Origin of the sequence: Chelatococcus reniformis, assembly GCF_014640075.1 — a bacterium.
In the GTDB taxonomy this organism is placed as follows: domain Bacteria; phylum Pseudomonadota; class Alphaproteobacteria; order Rhizobiales; family Beijerinckiaceae; genus Camelimonas; species Camelimonas reniformis.
The window spans coordinates 547,363-570,001 of the sequence record NZ_BMGG01000003.1; the positions used below are offsets into that span (position 1 = coordinate 547,363).

Genomic DNA, 22,639 nt, shown 5'->3' on the forward strand with positions numbered 1-22,639 from the left:
CCCGCTCCGGAGCCGGACGGATTAGAACCTCACCTCGAGCTTGCCCTTCAGCGCCTGGTCGGTGGCATTGCTGCCGGCCTGTGCCGCATAGCTGACGCCCAGCGTAATGGCGTTGCTGACCTGCCAGTCGAGGCCGACGTCGGCGGCCATGGCGCCGCGGTCGATCGGCACGCTCGAAACCGCGAAGGGCGTCAGCGCGCCGGGTGAGAGCAACGCCGAGCGGAAAGCCAGCAGCGTCGCCGGATCGACGTCGCCAAAAGCGGCACGCCAGCCGATCGACGCACGCACGACGAACGGCTCGGCCACGCCCGGGGCGGCCGGCGCGCCCAGGCGCGCGACAAACCGCGCCCCGACTGTCGCGGTGCCGATGTCGTAGGTGCGCGCGTATCCTGCCAGCGCAGCGCTGCCGCCGCTCTCCGAGAAGCCGTCGGCGTGGATGCGGATCGCCGCCGCATTGACAAAGGGCTCGACCGCGGCGGTGTAGGCGAGGCTTCCAAGCATGCCGCGCCCCGCGAGCATGGCGTAGCCGGCCTCGCCGAACGCTTGCAGCGAGGAGGCATCCTGCCTGGCGCTGCCGTAGTCGGAGAACACGCCCGTTTGGATGGCGCGATTGGTCTTGAACTGCGAGCCCAGGTACAGCGCACCCGCCGATAGCCTGAGCCGGCCGATCTCGGTTCCGGCATAGAGCGCGCCGAACACGCTGCTGGTGGCGCCGTGCGACAGCAGCCGGTCGACATCGACGTCGGTGGTGAGATAGCCGCCTGCGGCGCCAAAGCGGATGCCGGAGGGCAGCGGACCGACCGATGCCAGCGCGTCGGCGCCGATGATGAAGCCACCGGTGCGGCGCTCGACCGTGGATGCGTTGCCGTCGGAGCCGGAGCGGCCCCAGGCACCGAAACCCTGTCCCCAGAGGCCGAAGACGGCCGGGTCGAGCATGCGTGGCGCCGACGGATCGCCGGCCGGCGCCAGCGAGGCGACACTGCCGCGCAGGCGGCCGAGGATCGCCTCGCGCACCAGCCCGCTCTCGGTATGGAGCGTCGACGGCAGCGCCGCGTAGATCTCGCCGGACAGCGCGCCCAACGCGAGCGGCAGTTGGCTCGCGGGCAGGCCATAGAGCGCGCCCAACCCGTCGGTGAGGCCGCCGCCGTTGTTGAACATCGCGTCGATCCCACCACCGACCGCCGCCTGGTTCCGCGCCAGGCCGCCCACTTGGGCGATGCCGGACACGAGGTTCAGCGTCACGGTGTTCGGCCCATAGCCGAGCGATGCGGTGACGAAGCTCGGCAGCCCGACCGTGCTGAGCGTATCGAACCTGCCGGTGTAGCCGCCGGTCGCCGCGACAAGCGTATAGGCGTTGCTCAACCCGCTGTTCGGCTGGATGACCGACAACTGGGTGCCGGCCAGTCGCGCCACGCCCGTCACCCCCAGCGCGTCATTGCCGCTGGAGCCCACCCGAAGGGCGAGCGTGCCGGCGGCGGTCTGCACGAAGGTGCCGCTGATGAGATGGGTCACCGGGATGCCGGTGCCGGTGACGCCGATCCAGCCGCTGTTCTCGAACCGCTTGTCCGGACCCGCCGTCGCGGCGATGCGGCCATCGATGATGCCGGTGTTGACGATCATGCTGCCGAAGCTGTCGGGGCCGGTGCGTAAGGCATCGGCGACGACGGCAGCCTGCAAGGTGCCGTAATTCAGCAAGGTACCGTAGAGGCCGTGCATCTCGACTGCCGCGCCGACGACGCCGGTGGCCACCACCGTGCCGGCATTGGTCAGCACGCCATAGGTCTCGCCGCGTATCCCGACGCCGCCGTTGCCGCTGACCCGGACGGTGCCGCTGTTGACGATGTCATCGCCCTTGCGGCCGGAGAGGGCGGCCGCGTTGGTCGCGCTGGACATCAACGCGCCGGTGTTGCGGATCGGATTGTAGATGCCTGGAATGGTGGCGACGTAGCCATTGGACCCGGTAGAGCCGGGCATCGTGTAGACACCAACCACCTTGTCGCCATACGCGGAGTTCGACGACACCACCGCGGCGCCCGGAATATTGATCTCATACCAAGTGGGAATGCCGAGCGCGTCCACATGCAACACGCCGGCATGCACCACGCCGTCCGGCGTCACCCAATCGGCCACCATGTTGTACTCGCCGGAGCGCCCCGCGCCGGTGATGCCTTCCAGATGGGTGACGATGGCGCCGGGATGGTCGTAGGTCGCCCAGGTGGCCGTGGTCTGGTCGTAGATGTAGCCGTGCTCGAAGCCCACGCCGCCGCCGGGCCCGGCCATGGCGTAGCCCCCGGCGATCTTGTCGCCCCACACGCCGTAGGCCGTGGTGCTGACGGCGCCCGGCATGTTGTTGGTCGTGTAGGTTCCGGTGGCGATATTGTAGACGAGAGCGTTGCCCGTCTTGATCTGGGTGTCGTAATTGCCCACGACTTGGTTGCCGAAAGTGCTGTGCGTGATCGTGTTCAACGTCGGCGCGCCCGGCGCGCTCGGAAAGTCGAGCAGCCTGATCTGCTGGCCGGGCGCGGCGGCGCCGTCGTAGAGATAGCTGTGGTCGAAGGCCGAGCCTGGGGTCTTGTAGCTGCCGACCGCGCGCAGGATACCGGTCTGCGAGCCAACGCTGGGCCCGTAAGGCGACGAACTCGAAGCGCCCGGGAAATTGGCGCCATTCGGCGTAGCGACCGGCAATGCCGTCCAGGTGTTGGTCCTGAGGTCGAAGAGCAGGCCGCCCGTGTCGGTGGTGCTCGGAACGACATAGTTTCCGACGATATTGTCACCGCGGATACCGGTCAGGAACGTCCCAGTCGTTCCGTAATCAAGTGTCCTATAAGTGACCTGCGCTTGCGCCGGCATGACGATCCCGACGCCGAGGCCAGCAATAAACAATTGCACGACGTAAAATGAAGGCGTCCTAGAGCGTTTTCGAGCGAAGTGGACTTCGGTTCGCGTGAAGAAAACGTGACGAATCAAACAGATAGAGCATTTCGACGATTCGAAGAAACGCGGAAATGCTCTAGACCTGAAGACAAGATTACTCATCGACGCTCACCCCCGAAAGCGCACGAAATCTGAGCATCTGCTCAGACGAGTGACTTATACGATGTTACGGAACGATGACGAGCGCCAATGTCCGCTGGGCGGCCCTGAGGGGGTGGCAATGTTTGGTCACATCTAAGCCGGGCGGCGCGGGACATCGAAGCAACGCAGGCTTGGCATGCGCCCGCAGCTAAGTCCGCGTTATCGCTGCCGGCACGCTGTCGCTGTTAGGCTCCGCCCGCCTCGGTCCGCAGCCAGGCACTGCCGCAGGCCTTGGCCAGTTCCCGCACGCGCAGGATGTAGCTCTGCCGCTCGGTCACCGAGATGACGCCGCGGGCGTCGAGCAGGTTGAACGCATGGCTCGCCTTGATGCACTGGTCGTAGGCCGGCAGCACCATCATGTGGCGACCGTCCGCCCCCTCCCCCACCGCAAGCAGGCGCCGGCATTCCTCCTCGGCGTCCTTGAAGTGGCGGAACAGCAATGCGGTGTCGGCGTACTCGAAATTGTGGCGCGAAAATTCCCGTTCGGCCTGAAGGAAGACGTCGCCGTAGGTGACCTTGCCGGCCCCCTCGCCGCCGTTGAAGTTGAGGTCATAGACCCGCTCGACGCCCTGCACATACATGGCCAGACGCTCCAGCCCGTAGGTCAGTTCACCGGCAACAGGAGCACACTCGATGCCTGCAACCTGCTGGAAATAGGTGAACTGCGACACCTCCATGCCGTCGCACCAGCACTCCCAGCCGAGCCCCCAGGCGCCGAGCGTCGGGCTCTCCCAGTCGTCCTCGACGAAGCGGATGTCGTGCAGACCCGGATCGACGCCGATGGCAGCCAACGACTCCAGGTAGAGTTCCTGAAGGTCTGGCGGGTTGGGCTTCAGGATCACCTGGAACTGATAGTAGTGCTGGAGCCGGTTGGGGTTTTCCCCGTAGCGGCCGTCCTTCGGTCGCCGGGACGGCTGCACGTAGGCGGCCTTCCACGGTCTTGGTCCGAGCGCGCGCAGCGTCGTCGCCGGATGGAAAGTGCCCGCCCCGACTTCCATGTCGTAGGGCTGGAGAATGACGCAGCCACGCTCCGCCCAGAAGCGCTGCAGCGTAAGGATCAGGCCCTGGAACGAGCGTTGCGGGGCGAGCGGGTCGTGCGCGGTCATCTCATGTCTTCGGCTGGCTAAGCAGAATTTCCGAACCCGCCCAGCGGGCGGGCAACACTCAAAAGGTCTTAGCAGGGATTTGCGGACCGCAACCGTGTTCCGGTTCGCAAATCCCTGCTGAGGAGGCGCCGGATTGGGGCTCCGCTGTATCGGCCCGCGTCGCGAGGCCCGGCCGCGCCGGGACCACCCCGTCGCGGCGGCGCACCCTGATCGGGCGACCGGCCGAAGTCAAGAATCCGTCGGTCGCCTGCATCCGAAGCGGCTCCGCCAGCGTTTATTAACGAAAGACGCCGCTCCGTTAACCATCGGTGTGCCCCGCCGCACATTCTTGGGTCGCGGGGGCGGTCATGGTTCGTGCATCGGCGAGGTCGGACCTCGCGGCGTTTTGCGAAGGTAGGAGCCATGTCTCGCTTCAATCATCCGCGCGCAGCCGTGGCGCGCCCTTCCATGAGCACCCGCAATACCATGATCGTGGTGACGGTCATTTCGGCCCTCGCTGCCATCGCTGTCGTGCAGACGATCCCGCATCGTGCAGACAGCCGGCCGGTGCAGCCGGCTCTGGAGCTAACGCCCAGGTCCGTTGCACCGGCGGTCGTTGCCAGCCCCGATACGGCGTGCAAGGCGGCGGGCGTGCGTATGGTCTATGCTGGCTACGGCGAGGCCTGCTCGTCCGAGAGCTAGGGGTGCTACAGTCCGTAGCGGGACCAGAGCGACCGTTCGGCGATCGCCGACAACCACGCGCCCGGATCCACGGCCGCAGTTGCGGCCCCGAGCGATGATGCACCGGCTGGGTTCAACAGCCGCCGCAGCCCCAAGCCCCGGCGCGGCTGCACCAACCTGAAGCGCACCTCATCGCCGAAGCGTTCGCGCATCTTGCCGCGCAGATCGCCGATCCCCTCGATCAGGCCGAACCGCTCCGCTTCGCCGGCCGAAAAGAAGGCTCCACCGAACAGCCCCGGCGAATCGGGGCGCAGCCGCGCGCCGCGCCGGCGCTCGACCAACCCGATGAAATGCGCGTGCACCTCCGCCTGGATCGCCTTGAGGCGTGCCACGTCCTCGGATCGCTCCGGCCGAAAGGGATCGAGCATGGCCTTCTCGTCGCCCGCCGAATAGACGCGGCGCTCGATGCCGAGCTTCTCCAGCACGCGGTCGAAGCCGAAGCCCGCCGACACGACGCCGATCGAGCCGACGATCGAGGACGGATCGGCGTAGATCTCGTCGGCCGCGATCGCCAGCATGTAGCCGCCCGAGGCCGCCACGTCCTCGGTGAAGGCGACGACCGGCACCCCCTTCTCCGCCGCGAGGCTGCGGATACGCTGAAAGATCGCATGCGACTGGGCGGCCGAGCCCCCGGGCGAATTGATCACCAGGGCGACGGCGCTCAGCCGCTTGGGGGCGAACGCCGCCTCCAGCACCGGCGCCAGCGCGGCAAGCGTCAATGAGCCACGGAACGGCGACGCCATCCCGATAGGCCCCTGCAGGCGCACCACCGAGACCAGCGGCTTGCCGCGGCCGAACCAGCGCGACGGCAGCAGGCCGGCGAGGGATTGGGCGAGGGACTTGGACGGTGACGGCGCAGCTTCCGGCATTGCGAGCACATAGGGACGCAGGATTGAATGGACAAGCCGCCCCGCGCGCCGACAGTCAAAGGCGGCGGCCCGCGGGTGGATCGTCTGGAGAGGCCTAGCTCGGGCCTCCCGGGCATTCATGCTATGCTGCGCCTCGACGATGGTTTCAGCGCAAGCCCGACGGGCCGTTCGCCCTTCCGCCCAGGAGGAAACCGATGATTGTCACTCGAGTTCGCGAGGCCTTTGCGACGCCGCGGCTCCGCCGTCTGTTCGCCGCCGCGGCCGTTGCACTCTCGCCGTTTGCCATTGCAGCGGTCGGCACGTCGCCGGCCGTGGCCCTGCCGGCCGCGACCGGCGCCGGTGCTCCCAACGTCGCAGCATCCGCTGCCAAGCAGGTCACTCCGGTGTATTGGGTGGTGCGGCGGCGCTACTACCGCCCGGCCTATTTCTACCGGAGGCCGGTGTACTATCGGCGCGCCTATTATCGACCGGTCTACTACCGCAGGCCGGTGTATTACCGCAGGCCGGCCTACTATCGCCCCTATTATTATCGTCGGCCGGTCTACCATCGGCGTGTTTATTGGCGGCGTCCCGTCTATTACCGCCGTTATTGGTAACGCGCCCGGCTCGACTATCCGTTAGCCCAGTCCGCCGGCAGGAGGCCGCCATGAAGAGCGGCGGCCTCGGCCGTAAAGCGCCCGTCCGCTTCGTGGAGCACCAGCGCCGGCTCGATCGTCATGGCGGCACGGCTGCCCTTGCGGGCGCTGACCAGGACGCGGATGGCCGGCTCGTCGCGCCGCGGGTGGATCGGCCTGATCGCCAGGCCGCCGAAGCGGCCGGCCGCCGCGGCCAGGATCTCGCCAAGCGCATCGGCGCGGTGGATCATCACCAGGCGGGCTCCCGGGGCGGACAGGTCGCTCGCCGTCCTCAACCATTGCATCAGCGGCGAAGCGCCGTCCGTCTCACCAAACACATGCGCACGGCCGCGGCCCTGCGCCGGCGAGCGGCGCACCTGCCCCGCCTCGAACCAGGGCGGATTGGTGACGATCAGGTCGGCGCCGCCGCGCTCGAGCCCGGCCGCACGGCGATCGGCGCCCGAGCCGAGCACGTCCGCCTCGACCACGTGGACACGATCCGCCAGACCGTTGGCTGCCGCGTTGCTGCGGCACAACGCCGCCAGCTCCGGGCTGCGCTCGACCAGGGTTACCTCGGCGCGCGGACACAGGTGGGCGACGGCGAGGCCGACGAGGCCGGTCCCCGCACCCAGGTCGACCAGCCGCCCCGGCGCGAGGGCCGCGGCCTGCATGGCGGCGAGCACGCCGTCGGTGCCGCCGCGATGGTGGCCTTTGCGGAACTGCGACAGATGCAGGCGGCCGGCGAGGAAGGCGTCTTGAGATAGGCAGGCGTCCTGGCCGCCGAGGTCACCGCCGGCCGCCCCGGCACTCGTGGCCGCCCCGGCACTCATGGCCGCGCGGCCCGCAGCTCCGCCGACAGGCCGGCATCGACGAGGATCCGCCGCGCTTCCGCCTCGTCCTCCTGCGCCACCATCAATCGCCGCGGGAACGCGCCGATCGATCCTTCCACCGCACTCACGTGGGCGTCGGCGACGAAATGAATGATGTCGGCGCCCTTGAGCAGGCTCTCCACGAACCCCACGAGGATCAGGTCGTTGGTGCGCAGCAGTTCGATCATTTGCAATTCGCCGAAACATGAGCGAGTGCAGTATGAAGCCCGTTGCGGGCTCCGGCGGGAGTGGGCACCGTGGGGCGCCCCCGGCCGGGGCGCAAGAGCATTTCGCCTTGATCAGACAAGCAAATCTGGTCGGGGCGAATTGCTCCACATTCGAATCTGGAGCGCATCCCGGCGATCGGGCCGAGCCACGGATCGCCGGGATGCGCTCCAGGGGCGCAGAGGAGAGCAGTTTGGGTTTCGTCGCAGTGGGACAGCGCCAGGACGCTCCGGCGAGCATCGAACGGCTCGTCAGCCTGGTTAGCGTCGACATGGAGCGCGTGAACCGGATGATTCTATCGCGGACCGGCTCCGACGTGGCGATGATTCCCGAGGTGGCAAACCATCTCATCTCGTCCGGCGGCAAGCGCCTGCGGCCTATGCTGACCCTCGCCCACGCCGCGCTCTGCGGCTACCATGGCGATGGCCACATCAAGCTCGCCGCCAGCGTCGAGTTCATGCACAACGCCACGCTCCTGCACGACGACGTGGTCGACGAGAGCGACATGCGCCGCGGCAAGCTCGCGGCCCGCATGCTGTGGGGCAACGAGGCGAGCGTCCTGGTCGGTGATTTCCTGCTCGGCCAAGCCTTCCGCATGATGGTGGAAGTGGGCTCGCTCGGCGCTCTGGACGTGCTCTCCACGGCCGCCGCGGTGATCGCCGAGGGCGAGGTGATGCAGCTCTCCGCCGCCAAGAACACGGCCACCACCGAAGCCGACTACCTGGCCGTCATCGGCGCCAAGACCGCGACGCTGTTCGCCGCCGCGTGCGAGGTCGGGCCCATCCTTGCCGGCAGCAGCCCGATCGAGCGCGCGGCCTGCCGCGCCTACGGCATGAACCTGGGCATCGCCTTCCAGCTGGTGGACGATGCGCTGGACTACGGCGGCACCTCGGCCAAGCTCGGCAAGAATGTCGGCGACGATTTCCGCGAGGGCAAGCTGACGTTGCCCGTCGTACTGTCGCTGCAGCGCGCCGACGACGAGCAGAGCGCCTTCTGGCGCCGCGCGCTGGAGGCCGGCGAGACCGGCACCGAACAGCTGGAGCACGCCATCGGCCTCATGCACGCCAACGGCGCCCTGGCGGATACCAGCGAGCGAGCACGCCACTACGGCGGCCTGGCCATCGATTCGCTGGACGTGTTCCCCGACGGGCCGATGAAGCGGGCGCTCACCGAGACGGTCGAGTTCTGCATCGCGCGGGCGTACTAGAACATTTCCGCGTTTCTCCGAATCGCCGAAATGCTCTATCTGTTTGATTTATCGCGTTTTCTTCACGCGAGCCGGCGTCCACTTTGCTCGAAGGCGCTCTAGTCGCCGTCAGCGCAGGACCGTCGGCTTCACCCACCACGCCGGCTGCGCGACCCTGATCGCCCTCGCTGCGGCGGCGGCGGCGCGGCAATCGTCGAACAGGCCGAAGACGGTCGCGCCCGAGCCGGACATGCGCGCAAGCCGGCAGCCCGCCGCCTCGCGCAGCGCCGCCAGCGCCTGGCCCACCTGCGGACAAAGCCCGAGGGCGGGGGGCTCCAGGTCGTTGCGCGCGGCGAGAAGCCACCTCAGCAGCGCCGGCCCACCGGCCGGCGGCTCGACTGCGGCTGCCAATTGCGCGCCTGCGAGGGGCGGTGCCGCAAGCGCACGGAAGACGTCGCTGGTGGCAAGCGCCACGCCCGGGTTGACGAGGACCGCAAACAGGAGCGGCAGGGCGACGGCCGGGCCGAGTTCGTCGCCGATGCCGCGCATCATCCGGGCCTTGCCGGTGAGGCACACCGGCACGTCGGCCCCGGTGGCCCGCGCGGCCCCGCGGATGTCGGCATGATCGAGCGGCAGGGCATTGGCGTTGGCGAGCAACCGCAGCGCCGCCGCGGCATCGGCCGAGCCGCCGCCCAGCCCGGCGGCCACCGGCAGGTGCTTGCTGAGCGCGAAGGCCCCGAGGGCCAGGCCGGGCTGCCTCCGCTGCAACGCCCGGGCAGCCTTGTACACCAGGTTGGCGTCCGCGGGGCCGGCCGCGGCGGCACCAGGGCCGTCGACATGGAGCGTCAGGGCCGATGCCGGCGTCAACGTCAGGCGGTCGCCGACGCCGGCGAAGGCGACCAGGCTTTCCAGCTCATGGTAGCCGTCGGCCCGGCGGCCATGCACATGGAGCGTCAGGTTGACCTTGGCGGAAGCGCGGGCACTGAGCACGACGGCACGATCTCCCGGTGCCGGTCAGCGGCCGGTGCGGGCCGGACCGCGACCTGGTTCAGCCGCCGTTGCGGCCCGGCTCGGGCTTCTCGACCTCGGCTGCCGTCGGCGGAGCCGAGTCGGGCATGCCGTGCTCGATCTTCGCCAGGATCTTGGGCAACTCGTCGGGCTCGGGCGAGAGATCGCGGGCGTGGTTCCACTGGAAACGGGCTTCCAGCCGCCGCCCGACGCGCCAATAGGCGTCGCCCAGGTGGTCGTTGATGGTCGGATCGGATGGCTTCAGATCGATGGCGCGCTCCAGCTCGCGCACCGCATCGTCGTAGCGGCCGAGGCGATAGTAGGCCCAGCCCAGGCTGTCGACGATGTAGCCGTCGCGCGGCCGCAACTCGACCGCCTTGCGCAGCATCTGGAACGCCTCGTCCAGGTTGACGCCCTGATCGACCCAGGAATAGCCGAGATAGTTCAACACCACCGCACGCTCACGCGCCTGACTGTCCGGCGCCAGGTCGAGCGCCTTCTTCAGGTCGGCCTCGGCCTTCGACCATTGCTTGGCACGCTCCTCGGCGATGCCGCGGAAGTAAAACAACGTCCAGTGCCGCGCCTCGGGCGTGCCGATGCGCTCGATCGCCTTCGTGTAGATGTCGGCGGACTTCTGCCATTCCTTGCGTGAGCGGTAGATGGTGCCGAGCGCGGTCAGCGCGTCGGAGTCATCAGGCCGCTCCTTGACGATTCGCTCGAGGTGGGCCACCGCGTCGTCGCCGCGACCGAGCGTTTCCAGGTCGACGGCAATCTGCACGTCGGCGGCCGGCCGCATGGGCGAGTCGGTCGGGATCTGCTTGAACACGGCCATGGCCTGTTCGGGCTGCTTCAAGCGCTCCAGGATGTCCGCCAGCGTGATCAACGCCATCGTATTGTGCGGCTCCAGATAGAGCGACAGCTGCAGGTAGATCATGGCGGCCAGTTCGTCGCCCTGCTGGCTGCCGGCAGCCCCCAGGCCGTACAGCACCTCGGCGCCGCCATCCTGTGCGTCGGTCACCAGCGGTTCGAGCGTCTTTCCGGCCTTGAGGTCGTCGAGGGCCTGCCGGATCACCGGGTGACGGGGAGCCAGCTTGTCGAAGCCCTCGTAGGCCTCGATCGCGCCCGGCGTGTCACCCACGCTCGACAGGTACCGGCCGTAGGCGTCGATGACCCGCAGCGTCGTCCGCTCCTGCGCATAGGTCGCCTTCATGCGCCGGTCGGCTTCGGTCTTCTCGCGCTGGCCGGCCATGCTGGCGATCAGGCCGGCGTGATAGTCGCGGAACAGGTTGAAGGCATTCTCCCCCTTCAACCGGTCGACCGTCTCGACCGCCTTGGCAAAGTCCCCGCTGCCGGCCCACGACCATGCGGTCAGCAGGGTTGCGGTGATGTCGGCAGCGCGGCCGCGCCCGCCTTTCTGGAAATGGGCGCGCGCCTTGGCATACTGCTTGGCCTTGAGATCGCGCACGCCGAGCGCCAGCTGCGCCAGGCCATTGCTGGGGTCTCGCGCCACCAGCCGCTCGGCGGCCGGAAAAGCCTCGGTGAGGGAGCCGCTTGCGAGAAAGGCGATGAAAGCGCGCTCGAGCAATTCGCGGTTGCGCGGATCCCCGCGTAGCGCCTCGCCGAAATAGCGGGCGGCAGCCTCCGCGTCGCGGGCCGAGCCGGCCACCACCGCCGCCAGATAGTTGCCTTCAACGCTGTCGGCCGGTTCAGGCTGCTTGCCTACATCGACCTCGGCGCGGGAGGCCGCTGCCGACTGGCTGAAGGTGAGACTGAGGGCAAGAGCCGTGGCGCTGAAGAGGCGCACGGCCGGGTGTCGATGCCGAATGAGACGCGTCACGAGCTTCCCGCTGATGTCAGGCGCCACGGCCGCATGCGCGCCTCGCAGCTCGGTCTGATCGCCCACCATGGCTAATTTGCGATGATGGGGCAAGCGGGGCACCCGCCGGGCACGGCGATGCGCCGCGGCCCGGCTGCCAAGCTTCGCAGCGCGTCGAACACCGGCCTCCGGCCCCCCTTACATGTTGGGGTAGTTCGGGCCGCCACCGCCCTCCGGCGTCACCCAGTTGATGTTCTGGGACGGGTCCTTGATGTCGCAGGTTTTGCAGTGCACGCAGTTCTGCGCGTTGATGACGAAGCGCGGCTCCGTCCGCTTCACCTCGTCGCCATAGACCACCTCGTAGACGCCGGCCGGGCAATAGAGCCGGGCCGGCTCGCCATAGATCGGCAGATTGGTGGCGATCGGAATCGACGGATCCTTCAGCGTGAGGTGGACTGGCTGATTCTCCTCGTGATTGGTGTTGGAGATGAAGACCGACGACAGCTTGTCGAAGGTCAGCACGCCATCGGGCTTGCCGTAGGTGAGCGGCTTCACCTTGTCGATCGGCTTGAGCGAGGCATAGTCGGGCTTGCCGTGACCCAGCGTGCCGAACGGCGAGAACCCGAAGAGCTGGTTCAGCCACATGTCGATGCCGCCCAGGGGGACGCCGATACGCGTGCCGAAGCGCGACCACAGCGGCTTGACGTTGCGCACGCGGCGCAGATCGTGGCCGATGTCGGAGCTGCGCCAGGCGCTGTCGTAGCCGGTGAGTTCGTCGCCGCTCCGGCCCTCGGCGAGCGCCGCAGCCGCATGCTCGGCCGCCAGCATGCCGGACAGCACCGCGTTGTGCGACCCCTTGATGCGCGGCACGTTGACGAATCCCGCGGCGCAGCCGACGAGCGCCCCGCCGGGGAAGACGAGCTTGGGCACCGACTGCCAGCCGCCCTCGGTGATGGCCCGCGCCCCGTAGCTCAAGCGCTTGCCGCCCTCGAAGGTGTCGCGGATGAACGGATGCGTCTTGAAGCGCTGGAACTCGTCGAACGGCGACAGGGTCGGGTTCTCGTAGTTGAGGTGGACGACGAAGCCCACCGCGACCAGGTGATCGTCGAAGTGGTAGAGGAACGAGCCGCCGCCGGTGCCGTCCTGAAGCGGCCAGCCGAACGAGTGCTGCACCAGGCCGGGCTTGAACTTCGCCGGCGCCACCTGCCACAGCTCCTTGAGCCCGATGCCGTACTTCTCGAAGTCGGCATGCTCGCGCAGCTTGAAGCGGGCGGTCAGCTGCTTGGTCAGGCTGCCGCGGGCGCCTTCGGCAAACAGGGTGTACTTGCCGCGCAGCTCCATGCCGCGCGTATACTCGCCCTTCAGCTCGCCATCGCGCGCGACGCCCATGTCGCCAGTGGCGATACCGCGGACCGCACCCTTGTCGTCGTAGAGCACCTCGGCGGCGGCGAAGCCCGGATAGATCTCGACGCCGAGCGCCTCGGCCTGGACGGCGAGATAGCGCGCCACGTTGCCCAGGGAACCGATGAAATTGCCGTGATTGTTCATCAGCTTGGGCATGGCGAAGTTGGGCAGCCGGATGCCGCCCGCCGGCCCGAGATAATAGAAGCGGTCGTCGGTGACCTCCGTCGTCAACGGGCGATCGGGATCTTCGCGCCAGTCGGGCAGCAACCGATCGAGGCCGATCGGATCGATGACGGCTCCCGACAGGATGTGCGCGCCGACTTCCGAGCCTTTTTCCACGAGGACCACCGAAATCTCGGTGCCGGCTTCGGCCGCGAGCTGCTTGAGCCTGATCGCCGCCGCAAGACCCGCCGGGCCGCCGCCGACGACGACGACGTCGTAGTCCATCCCCTCGCGTTCAGGCAGTTCCATCCCGTTCTCCTCTGGATCGGTCATGTAGAGCGCGCCCCGATCCGAACGAATCGAAAGAGCTTCGTGAGCGTTGCTGTCGGCACCGCAGCTCCCTCCAATATCGATCTCGGCGTGCGGAAGATGCCCGGTGCGGACGGTTCACTTTTGAACCATTCGATTGCAGCAAACAAGCGGCGAGGCGGGGCGGATGAGCGCAGTGGACAGCGCGACGCAGCGCGCCGGCCGGCTCCGCACGCGGGCTCCTCGGTACCGGCGCGGTGGCCTGGCTCCGGCCTCGAACCCCGCCGGGCGGTCACGGCTGCCGACGGTAGCGCGCCAGGCGCTCCGGCAGCGTGCCGGTGTGAAGCTCGAACAAATGTCTGTCGTGGTCGTAGAAATAGATCGAACGGCCTTCGCCTTCGACACGGGGGCGACCCGCTCGCAGATCCAGGCCCAGGCTCTGGACGCGCGCGAGGCGCTCGTCGTAGTCCGCCTCGGCGATCTTGAACGCAACGTGGTCGTACGTCCGCTCGGCGGGGCCCCGTCCCTCCATGATGACGACCCATATCGCCGCCGCTTCATCGCTTGCCGCATCCCCCGCGATGAGGAAAAAGCGCTCAGGCGACAATGAGAAGGTGGCCGGGCCGCTGTCGTAGACCTTGCGCGCGTCCAGCACGCAGGTCAGCACCTGCTCCATCGCGTCCAGATCCCGGACGATGAAGGTGAGATGGCTGATGCCTGCAATCATCGATTGGCTCCATCGCCGCACATCCGACGGGCGATCGGTTCGTCCTCGCGCAGACGGCCTCCGTCGCCTATGGTCCGCGGCCGACGACTGCAAACCTAGCGGCATTCGATGAATGGTGGGATCGACCAGGCGGCTCTGGAGGCGCTTCTCGCCTTCTACGTGGAAGCGGGGATCGACTGCGCCCTCGACGAAGCGCCCCACGACCGTTTCGCCGAGCCGGACGCCGCGCCTCGCGCCCCGGCGCCCGTTGTGGTCCCGGCGGCTCCTGCGGTGGCCGTTCGGCCAGCTGACCGAGCGCCGCCCGCGCAGGGACCTGGCGCCGAATCGCTCGGCGCGGCGGCCGACGACGTGGCTCGCCTGGCCGGAGCGCTGGCCAGGTCCGCCGGCACCCTCCAAGAGCTCGAAGCGGCTCTCGCCGACTTCGAAGGCTGCACGTTGAAGCGGACAGCCCGCCAGCTGGCCTTCGCCGACGGCACGCCGACCGCGCGCGTGATGTTCGTCGGCGAGGCACCGGGCGCCGACGAAGACCGCATCGGCCGGCCCTTCGTCGGCCGCGCCGGTCAGTTGCTCGACCGCATGCTCGCGGCCATCGAGCTCGACCGCACGGCCGTCTACATCGCCAACATCGTACCGTGGCGGCCGCCCGGCAACCGCACGCCGACTCCCCAGGAGGCGGCGATCTGCCGTCCGTTCATCGATCGTCAGATCGAGCTTGCCGACCCGGACATACTGGTCTGCCTGGGCGGCCCGGCGGCGCAGGCCCTGCTCGGCATCCGCGAGGGGATTCTCAGGGCGCGTGGCCGCTGGTGCGACTATCACACCGGCACGCGGCCGATCCGCGGCTTTGCCACCCTGCACCCGGCCTACCTGCTGCGCTCGCCCTTGCAGAAGCGGCTGGCCTGGCGCGATTTCCGTGCCATCCGCAGGGCGCTGGCTGAGCCCGGGACCTCTTGAGCTGGCATGGCTTGCGGTGGCCTCGCGTGACGAAGCGGCCCTACCCCCGGCGCAGATGCTCGTCCAGCCGCGGCATGATCTCAACGAAGTTGCAGGGGCGATGGCGGTAGTCGAGCTGGGTGGCGAGGATGCCGTCCCAGGCATCGCGGCATGCCCCCGGCGAGCCGGGCAGCACGAAGATGAAAGTGGTGCCGCTCAGCCCTGCGGTTGCCCGGGACTGGATGGTCGAGGTGCCGATCTTCTCGTGCGACAGCATGTGAAAGGCGATGGAGAAGCCGTCCATGCGCTTGTCGAAGAGGGGCTCGAGGGCATCAGGCGTCACGTCGCGCCCGGTGAAGCCGGTGCCGCCCGTCGTGATGATCACGTCGACCGCGGGGTCGGCGATCCAGGCTTCCGCCTTGGCGGCGATCAGCGCCGCATCGTCGGTGACCAGCGCCCGCTCGGCCAGGCGATGGCCGGCGGCCGTCAGCCGGTCCACCAACGTATCGCCCGAACGGTCGTCCTCGGGCCCGCGCGTGTCCGACACCGTGAGAACGGCGATCGACACGGGAAGGAACGGTCGGGTCAGGTCAAGGCGTGCCAGAATCGTTCTCCCCGTCGGATACGCGGCGCGCCGTCGCAGCGCGTAGGATGCAGCTACAGCTGGTCGCCGGCCCTGAAGGTGTCGCAGGACTTGACCTGGCCGCTCTTCAGGCCGGTCATGAACCAGCGGGTGCGCTGGGCCGAGCTACCGTGCGTGAAGCTGTCGGGGATGGCGAAGCCCTGCGACTGCTTCTGCAGCCGGTCGTCGCCGATCGCCGAGGCGGCGTTCATGGCGTTCTCGACGTCGCCCTCCTCCAGGAACTTGTATTTCTGGTTGCTGTTGTTGGCCCAGACGCCGGCGAGACAATCGGCCATCAGCTCGACGCGCACCGAGAGCGCGTTGCGCCCCGCCTTCGACGCCGACTGCTTGGCGTCCTCGACCTTGTCGAGAACGCCGAGGAGGTTCTGCACGTGGTGGCCGACCTCGTGGGCCAGCACGTAGGCGTAGGCGAAGTCGCCGCCCGCCCGAAAGCGCTGCCGCATCTCCTCGAAGAAGGAAAGGTCGACGTAGACCGTCTGGTCGAGCGGGCAATAAAACGGGCCCATGGCCGACTGGGCGGCGCCGCAGGCCGAACGGGTGGCGCCGCTGAACAGCACCATACGCGGCTCGCGGTATTGCACGTTGGCTTGCGCCGGCAGCACCGCCTTCCACACGTCCTCGGTGTTGCCGAGGATGGACGCGGCGAATTTGCCGACCTGGTCCTGCGGCGGGGCGCTCGACGTCTGCGAGGGCGCCTGCTGCTGGTACGAGGGGCCGCCGCCACCGCCCGAAAGGATCTCCGCACCGCCGATCAGGAGCCGTGGATCGATGCCGAGCGCCCAGCCGATCAGCCCGAGGATGATGATGGTGCCGATGCCGAGCCCGCCTCGGCCGCCGGGGATCAGCCCACCGCCACCGCCGCCATAGCCCTCGTCACCCCGTCGGTCTTCGACGTTGCTCGATGTGCGGAATTCGTCCCAGCGCATGGTCGGTCCTGGCCTAGTACAGCGAGCGTTGTCGAGCACTGATAGCAGTGGCGCGCGACCATTTGAATAGCTCGAATGGCCGGGGCGAAACGTGCCTTCAGGGGATCTCGTAAACCGTCATCTCGCCGCCGACGCCGCGCAGGGCGCGGCGCTGCGCCACCGGCACGAGCCCGGCCTGCGCCAGCAGCCGGACCGCCTCCGGATGCATGACCACCGGCTCGGTCGCGAAGATCGAGCGCGACATGGCGAAACCCTGCACGCGCGAGGCGATGTTCACCGTCTGGCCGAAGTAGTCGAGCCTGTCGTTGAGCGTGACGGCGAGGCACGGGCCCTCGTGCAGGCCGATCTTGAGCAGCAGGTCCTCGCTGCGGCGCTCGGCGTTGATGCGGCCCATGGCGTCGCGCACCTTGAGCGCCGCGGCGAGCGCATGGTCGGGCGACGGGAACGTCGCCATAACGGCATCGCCGATGGTCTTGACGACGGCGCCCGTCTCCGCCGCGACGATGTCGTTCATCACGCTGAAGTGGGCGCGCACGAGATCGTAGGCGACGAGGTCGCCGACACGCTCGTAGAGCTCCGTCGACCCCTTGAGGTCGGTGAACAGGAAGCTCAGGCTCGTGATCTTGAGACGCTGATCGACGGTAAGCGCGTCGGTCTTGTAGATGTCGCGGAAGGTCTGGTTGGTCAGCAGACGCTTGGCGGTGAGAAAAGCGCTTCCGCCGCCCGAGCATGTCGTGCATGTCATGGCCGGCGATGTAGACGCCGGGCAGGACGCGCGTGTCGGCACGGTTCTCCAGCGTGAGGCGCAGCGGCCCGGGGGCCAGCGTCACCGTCTCGTTGGGGGATTGCGCCCGGTTGAAGACGAGCGACAGCTCGCGGCGCTCGTTGGTCGGCTCGCCCTTCACGTCGATGAACAGGGAGGCGTGCGTCACTGGATCGAAGACGATCAGGAACTCGGGCGGCATGCGCAGCGAAAGAATCGCCTTCTCGCCGGCCGGCAGTTCCACGGCGTCGAGCACCACCTTGTCGATGACCCGGTTGAAGGTCTCGTCGTCGGGCAGGTCGACGCCGGAGCACCAGAACATCTGCCGTTGGTACTCCCATATCGGCAGACTATGCGGATCATGGGCGGCGATGCGGCGCACGCGCGGGCTTACCGTGAAGCTCACCTCGACCACATCGTCGAGGTTGGGCTCGTAGCCGGCCGCGCAGAGCGAGCAATGATACTCGTTGCGATTGAGCGTCTTCAGAGAGGTGTTGGAATCGAGCACGCCGCCGCAGCCGGGGCAGAGCACGTTCCAGGACATGTCGAAGAGGCCGAGGCGCCCCGCGTGCAGGAACGCCGAGATGGCGCTCTCCTCGTTGAGGCCGTAGCGGGCGGCGAACTCCAGCACGTTGACGCGGTTGAGCTCGCGATCGGAGCCGTCACGCACGAACATCTCGATCGCAGCGGCAGCGTCCGCAGCGGCGGCCTGCCGCAATACCGAAAAACGAGCTTGAGCCTCGGCGTCGGTCATCCGCCATCATAGCCGAACAGCGCCCACCTGTATCGCGCCGAATCGCGCGGACCGCCTGTAGTCCGTCACCCCCCATGGGTTGATGGCGGCCGCTTGCTCCCCCGTCCACAGGCGACCGCCCTGCCGATCCGCCCGGCCGGCGTCCTAGTGGTAGCCCTCCCCTTCCTTGAGGCGGTCGCGGAAGGTCCAGTAGACGAACACCGAATAGGCCAGGATGAGCGGCAGCAGGAAGATCGTGCCCAGGATCATGAAGATCTGCGAGGCCGGCGCTGCCGCCGCCTCCCACAGCGTCATCGACGTCGGCACCAAATAGGGGAAGTTCGACACGACGAGGCCGACGAAGCACAGCAGGAAGATGCCGATCGTGCAGGCGAAGGGCATGACCACACCGGTGCGGGTTTCCGCCCGCGTGATGCCGCGCCAGACGCCGAGACCGAGGATCGCCGTTGCCAGCGGCAGCGGCCACAGGAAGAGGATGTTGGGCATCGTGAACCACCGGTCGGCGATGCGCGGCAGCGCATAGGGCGTATACAGGCTCACCGCCACGGCGAAGCAGGCCACCGCGATGAGCAGCGGGCGCGCCAGCCGGCGGGCGTGCGCGGCGGTCGCGCCTTCCGTGCGCATCATCAGCCAGGCGGCGCCCAGCAGGCCGTAGCCGGCGACGAGGCCCAGCCCGCACAGCACGGTGAAGGGCGTCAGCCAGTCGAACGGGCCGCCGGCGAAGCTGCCGTCGACCACCTTGATGCCCTCCAGCAGCCCGCCCAGGATCACCCCTTGAGCGAAGGCGGCGACGATGGAGCCGCCGGCGAAGGCAATGTCCCACAGCCGGTGATTTGGCTTGGCGACCCAGCGGAACTCGAACGACACGCCGCGGAAGATCAGCGCCAGCAGCATGACGATGACGGGCAGATAGAGGCCGGGCATGATCACCGCGTAGGCCTTGGGGAAGGCGACCCACAGCCCGCCGCCGCCGAGCACCAGCCAGGTCTCGTTGCCGTCCCAGAATGGCGCGACCGAGTTCATCATCTGATCGCGCTCGCGCTCGTCGCGCGTGGTCGGGAACAGGATGCCCATGCCCAGGTCGAAGCCGTCGAGGATGACGTAGAGCACGACGGCGGTGCCGATGAGCGCCGCCCAGATGATCGGCAGGTACTGTTCCATCGGCTCCGAGCCTCATCCTGTTGACGGCGCTGGTGGCGCGCTCAGGTCGCGCCGCGGGTGGCATGGCGCACGGCGCCCTCGGCGGCGGAGAGCGGCCGGTGCGGCATGCCCTCCGGCGTCTGGGCCGTGCCTTCGTCCGGGCCCCTGTTGACCAGGCGGTTGATGAACAGGATGCCGACGCCGAAGACGAGGAAGTACACCACGACGAAGAGGATCAGCGACACCAATACGGCCTCGAAGGCGACCGGAGAACGGGCGTCCACGGTGCGCAGGATGCCGTTGGCGATCCACGGCTGGCGGCCGATCTCGGTTGTGTACCAGCCAGCCACGATGGCGATGAAGCCCAGCGGCCAGGCCCAGGACGCCGCCGTAAGCCAGAGCCTGCTTTCGAACAGCCGCCCGCGCAGCCACAGCACGCCGCCCCAGAGCGTCAACGTCAGCATCAGCACGCCCATGCCGACCATGATGCGGAAGCCAAAAAACGGCGGCGCCACCGGCGGGCGGTCCTGCGGCGGAAACGCCTTGAGGCCGGGATAGATGCCATTCCAGTCGTGCAGGATGATGAAGCTGCCGAGATGCGGGATGGCGATCTGGAAATCGTTGCTCTCGGTCGTCTCGTTCGGCCAGGCGAACAGCACCAGGGGCGCCACCTCGTGGGCCGGCCAGTGGCCCTCGATCGCCGCTAGCTTGGCGGGCTGGTACTTGGCGGTCGCCTGGCCGTGGAAATCGCCGATGATGATCTGCGTCGGCGCGAGGATCAGCGCCAGACCAAGCCCCATGCGCACCATGGTCTTGGACTGCTCCTCGAAGCGGCCGGCGAGGAGGTGGCGGGCGCCGACCGCCAGCACCACCACTGCCGTCGTCAGATAGGCGGCAACCACCATGTGGGCCAGGCGCAACGGGAACGTCGGATTGAAGACGATCTTAAGCCAGTCCACCGGATAGGCGATGCCGTCCCGCATCTCGTGGCCGGTCGGATACTGCATCCAGCTGTTGGCGGACAGGATCCAGAAGGCGCTCATCAAGGTGCCCACCGCCACCATCAACGCCGACACGAAGTGCAGCCAGTCCGGCACCCGATTCCAGCCGAACAGCATGACGCCGAGGAACGTGGCCTCCAGGAAGAAGGCGGTCAGGACCTCGTAGCCGATGAGCGGCCCGACGACGTTGCCGACCACGACCGAGAAGCGGCTCCAGTTGGTGCCGAACTGGTAGGACAGCACGATGCCCGAGACGACGCCCATGGCGAAGGAGACGGCGAAGATCTTCGTCCAGTAGCGCGCCAGTTGCTTGTAACGCTCGTCGCCGGTCCACAGGTGGCGGGCGAGCAGCGTCGCGACGAAGGCGGAGGTGCCGATGGTGAAGGCGGGAAAGATGATGTGCCACGTGATGGTGAAGCCGAACTGTATGCGTGCCAGAAGCGTTGCATCGAGTTCCATGGGCGCCCTCCCTCACGGTCTGCCTGCGTTTTAGCCGAAATCCGCCGCGATTGCGCCTCAAATCTGTCGCGTCGCGTCGGACGGCCGCGCCGTCGTCTTCTCCGGATCATCCATGCGTTGCGTGCAGTTGTCCTGACACGAGCCGGATTTGCATCGCCTCTTGCCATGTTCTCTATTTGTTCTGATAATCAGAAACGATCGGGAGCGGAGATTCGGGATGGCGGCGGCGAGGCGAAGCGTCCTCAAGCGGCGCACGGACATGGGCGACGAGGTCATCAGCGTGCGGGTGGCGCCGCTCGATCCGATGGCCCATGTCGGCCATCAGGTCGACCCGGACCGGCGGCGCGGCCGCGGCGCCGTCAGCAACCCGGCGCCGCGCTACGAGCCGACGCACCGGGAGGACGAGGACGACGGCTGGGGCGGCCTGGAGGCACTCGCCCCGTTCACCACCGAGGTGGCGGTCGAGAAGCCGCGCACGATCATCACCCGCAACGATTCGCCGGACATCAGCTTCGATCGATCGATCAACCCCTACCGCGGCTGCGAGCACGGCTGCGTCTATTGCTTCGCCCGCCCGACGCATGCCTACATGGGGCTGTCGCCCGGGCTCGACTTCGAATCCAAGCTGTTCGCCAAGCCGGACGCCGCGGTCCTCCTTGAGAAGGAGTTGTCGGCGGCGGGCTATACGCCGCGGACGATCGCCATCGGCACCAACACCGACCCCTACCAGCCCATCGAGAAGCGCTATCGCATCATGCGGCAGCTGCTCGAGGTGCTCGAGCGCTTCAACCATCCGGTCGGCATCGTGACGAAGTCGGCGCTGGTGACGCGCGACATCGACATTCTGTCGCGCATGGCGGCCCGCGGGCTCGCCAAGGTCGCCGTGTCGGTGACGACCCTCGATGCCAAGCTGGCGCGCACGATGGAGCCGAGAGCGGCGACGCCCGAGCGGCGCATCGAGACGATCCGGGCGCTGGCGGACGCTGGCATTCCGACCACCGTCATGGTGGCGCCGGTGATGCCCGCGGTAAACGACGCGGAGATCGAGCGCATCCTGGAGCGGGCGCACGAAGCCGGGGCGCGCGAGGCCGGCTACGTCATGCTGCGCCTGCCGCTCGAAGTCCGCGACCTGGTGCGCGACTGGCTCATGGCGAACTACCCCGACAAGGCACGGCACGTGCTGTCCCTGGTCAAGTCGACGCGCGGCGGCAAGGACTACGATTCCACGTGGGGCCAGCGCATGGTCGGCTCGGGCCCCTATGCCTGGATGATCGGCCGCCGCTTCGAGATGGCTTGCGAGCGCATCGGCCTCAACAAGCGGCGCACGCGTCTGAAGACCGACCTGTTCGCCCGGCCCAAGTCCGACAAAGGCCAGCTCAGCCTGTTCTGAGCGGCAGTCCCCCGCCATGGAGCGTATGATGACCGTGCCTGCACGCGTGAACCTGATCACCCTTGGCGTCGACGGCCTCGACCGCAGCGCAGCCTTCTACGAGCGGCTCGGCTGGCGCCGGTCGGCGAGCGCGGGCGACGGGGCGGTGGCCTTCTTCGCCCTCGACAATCTGGTGCTGGCACTGTTTTCGCGGGCGAGCCTGGCGGACGACATGGGGCTCGACGAGCCGCGGGCCGGACGCGGCGACGTCAGCCTGGCCATCAATGTCGAGAGCCCGGCAAGGGTCGACGAGGTGCTGGCCGCCGCCATCGGGGCCGGCGCACGGCTGCTGAAAGCCGGTCAGGCGGTCTTCTGGGGCGGCTACAGCGGCTATTTCGTCGATCCGGAGGGGCACGCCTGGGAAGTGGCCCATAACCCGTTCTTTCCCCTCAATCCACAGGGCGAGATCGTGCTGCCGCCGTAGGCGCGCCGCGGCCCTTCGCCCCAGATGCCGAGCGCGCGTCTCCCTGATCGGGTGAACCACCTGGTCAGGGAGAAGCG

General features: G+C 68.1%; 19 protein-coding genes and 1 pseudogene. 6 read left to right on the forward strand and 14 right to left on the reverse strand.

Annotated elements, in window-relative coordinates; all coding sequences use genetic code 11:
- Positions 1-21 precede the first annotated feature (21 nt).
- Both IEW34_RS10600 and IEW34_RS10605 read right to left on the reverse strand, forming a co-directional pair.
- Positions 22-2,850, reverse strand: a complete 2,829-nt coding sequence (locus tag IEW34_RS10600) for an autotransporter outer membrane beta-barrel domain-containing protein (protein ID WP_188609126.1) — start codon at positions 2,848-2,850, stop codon at positions 22-24.
- Positions 2,851-3,260: 410 nt separating this feature from the next.
- Positions 3,261-4,181 carry a glycine--tRNA ligase subunit alpha gene (locus IEW34_RS10605; protein ID WP_188609127.1) on the reverse strand — a complete coding sequence of 307 codons (921 nt, stop codon included), beginning with the start codon at positions 4,179-4,181 and terminating at the stop codon, positions 3,261-3,263.
- Between the two features lie 447 nt (positions 4,182-4,628).
- On the opposite strand from IEW34_RS10605, the gene IEW34_RS10610 reads away from it, so the two are divergent.
- Positions 4,629-4,862 carry a hypothetical protein gene (locus IEW34_RS10610; RefSeq protein WP_188609128.1) on the forward strand — a complete coding sequence of 78 codons (234 nt, stop codon included), beginning with the start codon at positions 4,629-4,631 and terminating at the stop codon, positions 4,860-4,862.
- Between the two features lie 5 nt (positions 4,863-4,867).
- Here the strand turns inward: IEW34_RS10610 and IEW34_RS10615 are convergent, their stop codons facing one another.
- Positions 4,868-5,770: a S49 family peptidase gene (locus IEW34_RS10615; protein ID WP_188609129.1), complete on the reverse strand. Its 903-nt coding sequence runs from the start codon at positions 5,768-5,770 to the stop codon at positions 4,868-4,870.
- Positions 5,771-5,964: 194 nt separating this feature from the next.
- On the opposite strand from IEW34_RS10615, the gene IEW34_RS10620 reads away from it, so the two are divergent.
- On the forward strand, positions 5,965-6,366 hold the full coding sequence (locus IEW34_RS10620) for a hypothetical protein (protein WP_188609130.1): 402 nt from the start codon (positions 5,965-5,967) through the stop codon (positions 6,364-6,366).
- A gap of 14 nt (positions 6,367-6,380) precedes the next feature.
- On the opposite strand, the gene IEW34_RS10625 is transcribed toward IEW34_RS10620, so the two are convergent.
- On the reverse strand, positions 6,381-7,214 hold the full coding sequence (locus IEW34_RS10625) for a tRNA1(Val) (adenine(37)-N6)-methyltransferase (RefSeq protein ID WP_188609131.1): 834 nt from the start codon (positions 7,212-7,214) through the stop codon (positions 6,381-6,383).
- Positions 7,211-7,441, reverse strand: a complete 231-nt coding sequence (locus IEW34_RS10630; protein ID WP_188609132.1) for a putative signal transducing protein — start codon at positions 7,439-7,441, stop codon at positions 7,211-7,213. Before IEW34_RS10630 ends, IEW34_RS10625 begins: the two co-directional genes overlap by 4 nt.
- 230 nt (positions 7,442-7,671) lie before the next feature.
- Between IEW34_RS10630 and IEW34_RS10635 the strand changes: the two genes are divergently transcribed.
- Positions 7,672-8,685 (forward strand): polyprenyl synthetase family protein, encoded by a 1,014-nt coding sequence (locus IEW34_RS10635; RefSeq protein ID WP_244641911.1) that lies wholly within the window; start codon positions 7,672-7,674, stop codon positions 8,683-8,685.
- A 108-nt stretch (positions 8,686-8,793) separates the two neighbouring features.
- On the opposite strand, the gene IEW34_RS10640 is transcribed toward IEW34_RS10635, so the two are convergent.
- From IEW34_RS10640 to fosX, 4 genes are all read right to left on the reverse strand, one after another.
- Complete coding sequence (locus IEW34_RS10640; RefSeq protein WP_188609134.1) at positions 8,794-9,654, reverse strand: 4-(cytidine 5'-diphospho)-2-C-methyl-D-erythritol kinase; 861 nt, start codon at positions 9,652-9,654, stop codon at positions 8,794-8,796.
- A gap of 58 nt (positions 9,655-9,712) precedes the next feature.
- Positions 9,713-11,476, reverse strand: coding sequence for a tetratricopeptide repeat protein (locus IEW34_RS10645; RefSeq protein ID WP_244641912.1), 1,764 nt, complete (start codon positions 11,474-11,476; stop codon positions 9,713-9,715).
- Between the two features lie 210 nt (positions 11,477-11,686).
- Positions 11,687-13,363: an electron transfer flavoprotein-ubiquinone oxidoreductase gene (locus IEW34_RS10650; RefSeq protein ID WP_188609136.1), complete on the reverse strand. Its 1,677-nt coding sequence runs from the start codon at positions 13,361-13,363 to the stop codon at positions 11,687-11,689.
- Positions 13,364-13,655: 292 nt separating this feature from the next.
- Positions 13,656-14,090, reverse strand: a complete 435-nt coding sequence (gene fosX, locus IEW34_RS10655) for a FosX/FosE/FosI family fosfomycin resistance hydrolase (RefSeq protein ID WP_188609137.1) — start codon at positions 14,088-14,090, stop codon at positions 13,656-13,658.
- A gap of 108 nt (positions 14,091-14,198) precedes the next feature.
- Here fosX and IEW34_RS10660 point away from each other — a divergent pair, with 108 nt between their 5' ends.
- Positions 14,199-15,044 carry a uracil-DNA glycosylase gene (locus IEW34_RS10660; protein WP_188609138.1) on the forward strand — a complete coding sequence of 282 codons (846 nt, stop codon included), beginning with the start codon at positions 14,199-14,201 and terminating at the stop codon, positions 15,042-15,044.
- A gap of 40 nt (positions 15,045-15,084) precedes the next feature.
- Here IEW34_RS10660 and moaB read toward each other — a convergent pair whose 3' ends face one another.
- The 5 genes and pseudogenes from moaB to IEW34_RS10685 all read right to left on the reverse strand — a co-directional run bounded on the left by moaB (position 15,085) and on the right by IEW34_RS10685 (position 20,709).
- The gene (gene moaB, locus IEW34_RS10665) at positions 15,085-15,627 is read right to left on the reverse strand and encodes a molybdenum cofactor biosynthesis protein B (RefSeq protein ID WP_188609258.1); all 543 of its coding nucleotides are present in this window, start codon (positions 15,625-15,627) and stop codon (positions 15,085-15,087) included.
- Positions 15,628-15,680: 53 nt separating this feature from the next.
- A complete protein-coding gene (gene ypfJ / locus IEW34_RS10670) occupies positions 15,681-16,592 on the reverse strand; it encodes a KPN_02809 family neutral zinc metallopeptidase (RefSeq protein WP_188609139.1) in 912 nt (303 codons plus the stop codon).
- Positions 16,593-16,689: 97 nt separating this feature from the next.
- Positions 16,690-18,109: pseudogene (locus IEW34_RS10675) on the reverse strand (adenylate/guanylate cyclase domain-containing protein).
- Positions 18,110-18,253: 144 nt separating this feature from the next.
- The gene (cydB, locus tag IEW34_RS10680) at positions 18,254-19,270 is read right to left on the reverse strand and encodes a cytochrome d ubiquinol oxidase subunit II (RefSeq protein WP_188609140.1); all 1,017 of its coding nucleotides are present in this window, start codon (positions 19,268-19,270) and stop codon (positions 18,254-18,256) included.
- 41 nt (positions 19,271-19,311) lie between these two features.
- On the reverse strand, positions 19,312-20,709 hold the full coding sequence (locus IEW34_RS10685; RefSeq protein ID WP_188609141.1) for a cytochrome ubiquinol oxidase subunit I: 1,398 nt from the start codon (positions 20,707-20,709) through the stop codon (positions 19,312-19,314).
- 304 nt (positions 20,710-21,013) lie between these two features.
- On the opposite strand from IEW34_RS10685, the gene IEW34_RS10690 reads away from it, so the two are divergent.
- Positions 21,014-22,099 (forward strand): PA0069 family radical SAM protein, encoded by a 1,086-nt coding sequence (locus IEW34_RS10690; RefSeq protein WP_244641930.1) that lies wholly within the window; start codon positions 21,014-21,016, stop codon positions 22,097-22,099.
- A 28-nt stretch (positions 22,100-22,127) separates the two neighbouring features.
- Positions 22,128-22,562: a VOC family protein gene (locus IEW34_RS10695; protein WP_188609142.1), complete on the forward strand. Its 435-nt coding sequence runs from the start codon at positions 22,128-22,130 to the stop codon at positions 22,560-22,562.
- Positions 22,563-22,639 lie beyond the last annotated feature (77 nt).

Coding starts and splice junctions, on each gene's coding strand:
- IEW34_RS10605 (WP_188609127.1), bottom strand. CDS start 4,181: ATGACCGCGCACGACCCGCTCGCCCCGCAACGCTCGTTCCAGGGCCTG.
- fosX (WP_188609137.1), bottom strand. CDS start 14,090: ATGATTGCAGGCATCAGCCATCTCACCTTCATCGTCCGGGATCTGGAC.
- IEW34_RS10685 (WP_188609141.1), bottom strand. CDS start 20,709: ATGGAACTCGATGCAACGCTTCTGGCACGCATACAGTTCGGCTTCACC.
- IEW34_RS10625 (WP_188609131.1), bottom strand. CDS start 7,214: ATGAGTGCCGGGGCGGCCACGAGTGCCGGGGCGGCCGGCGGTGACCTC.
- IEW34_RS10660 (WP_188609138.1), top strand. CDS start 14,199: ATGAATGGTGGGATCGACCAGGCGGCTCTGGAGGCGCTTCTCGCCTTC.
- IEW34_RS10620 (WP_188609130.1), top strand. CDS start 5,965: ATGATTGTCACTCGAGTTCGCGAGGCCTTTGCGACGCCGCGGCTCCGC.
- IEW34_RS10630 (WP_188609132.1), bottom strand. CDS start 7,441: ATGATCGAACTGCTGCGCACCAACGACCTGATCCTCGTGGGGTTCGTG.
- cydB (WP_188609140.1), bottom strand. CDS start 19,270: ATGGAACAGTACCTGCCGATCATCTGGGCGGCGCTCATCGGCACCGCC.
- IEW34_RS10610 (WP_188609128.1), top strand. CDS start 4,629: ATGAGCACCCGCAATACCATGATCGTGGTGACGGTCATTTCGGCCCTC.
- IEW34_RS10690 (WP_244641930.1), top strand. CDS start 21,014: ATGGCCCATGTCGGCCATCAGGTCGACCCGGACCGGCGGCGCGGCCGC.
- IEW34_RS10695 (WP_188609142.1), top strand. CDS start 22,128: ATGACCGTGCCTGCACGCGTGAACCTGATCACCCTTGGCGTCGACGGC.
- IEW34_RS10615 (WP_188609129.1), bottom strand. CDS start 5,770: ATGCCGGAAGCTGCGCCGTCACCGTCCAAGTCCCTCGCCCAATCCCTC.
- IEW34_RS10600 (WP_188609126.1), bottom strand. CDS start 2,850: ATGCCGGCGCAAGCGCAGGTCACTTATAGGACACTTGATTACGGAACG.
- ypfJ (WP_188609139.1), bottom strand. CDS start 16,592: ATGCGCTGGGACGAATTCCGCACATCGAGCAACGTCGAAGACCGACGG.
- IEW34_RS10650 (WP_188609136.1), bottom strand. CDS start 13,363: ATGGAACTGCCTGAACGCGAGGGGATGGACTACGACGTCGTCGTCGTC.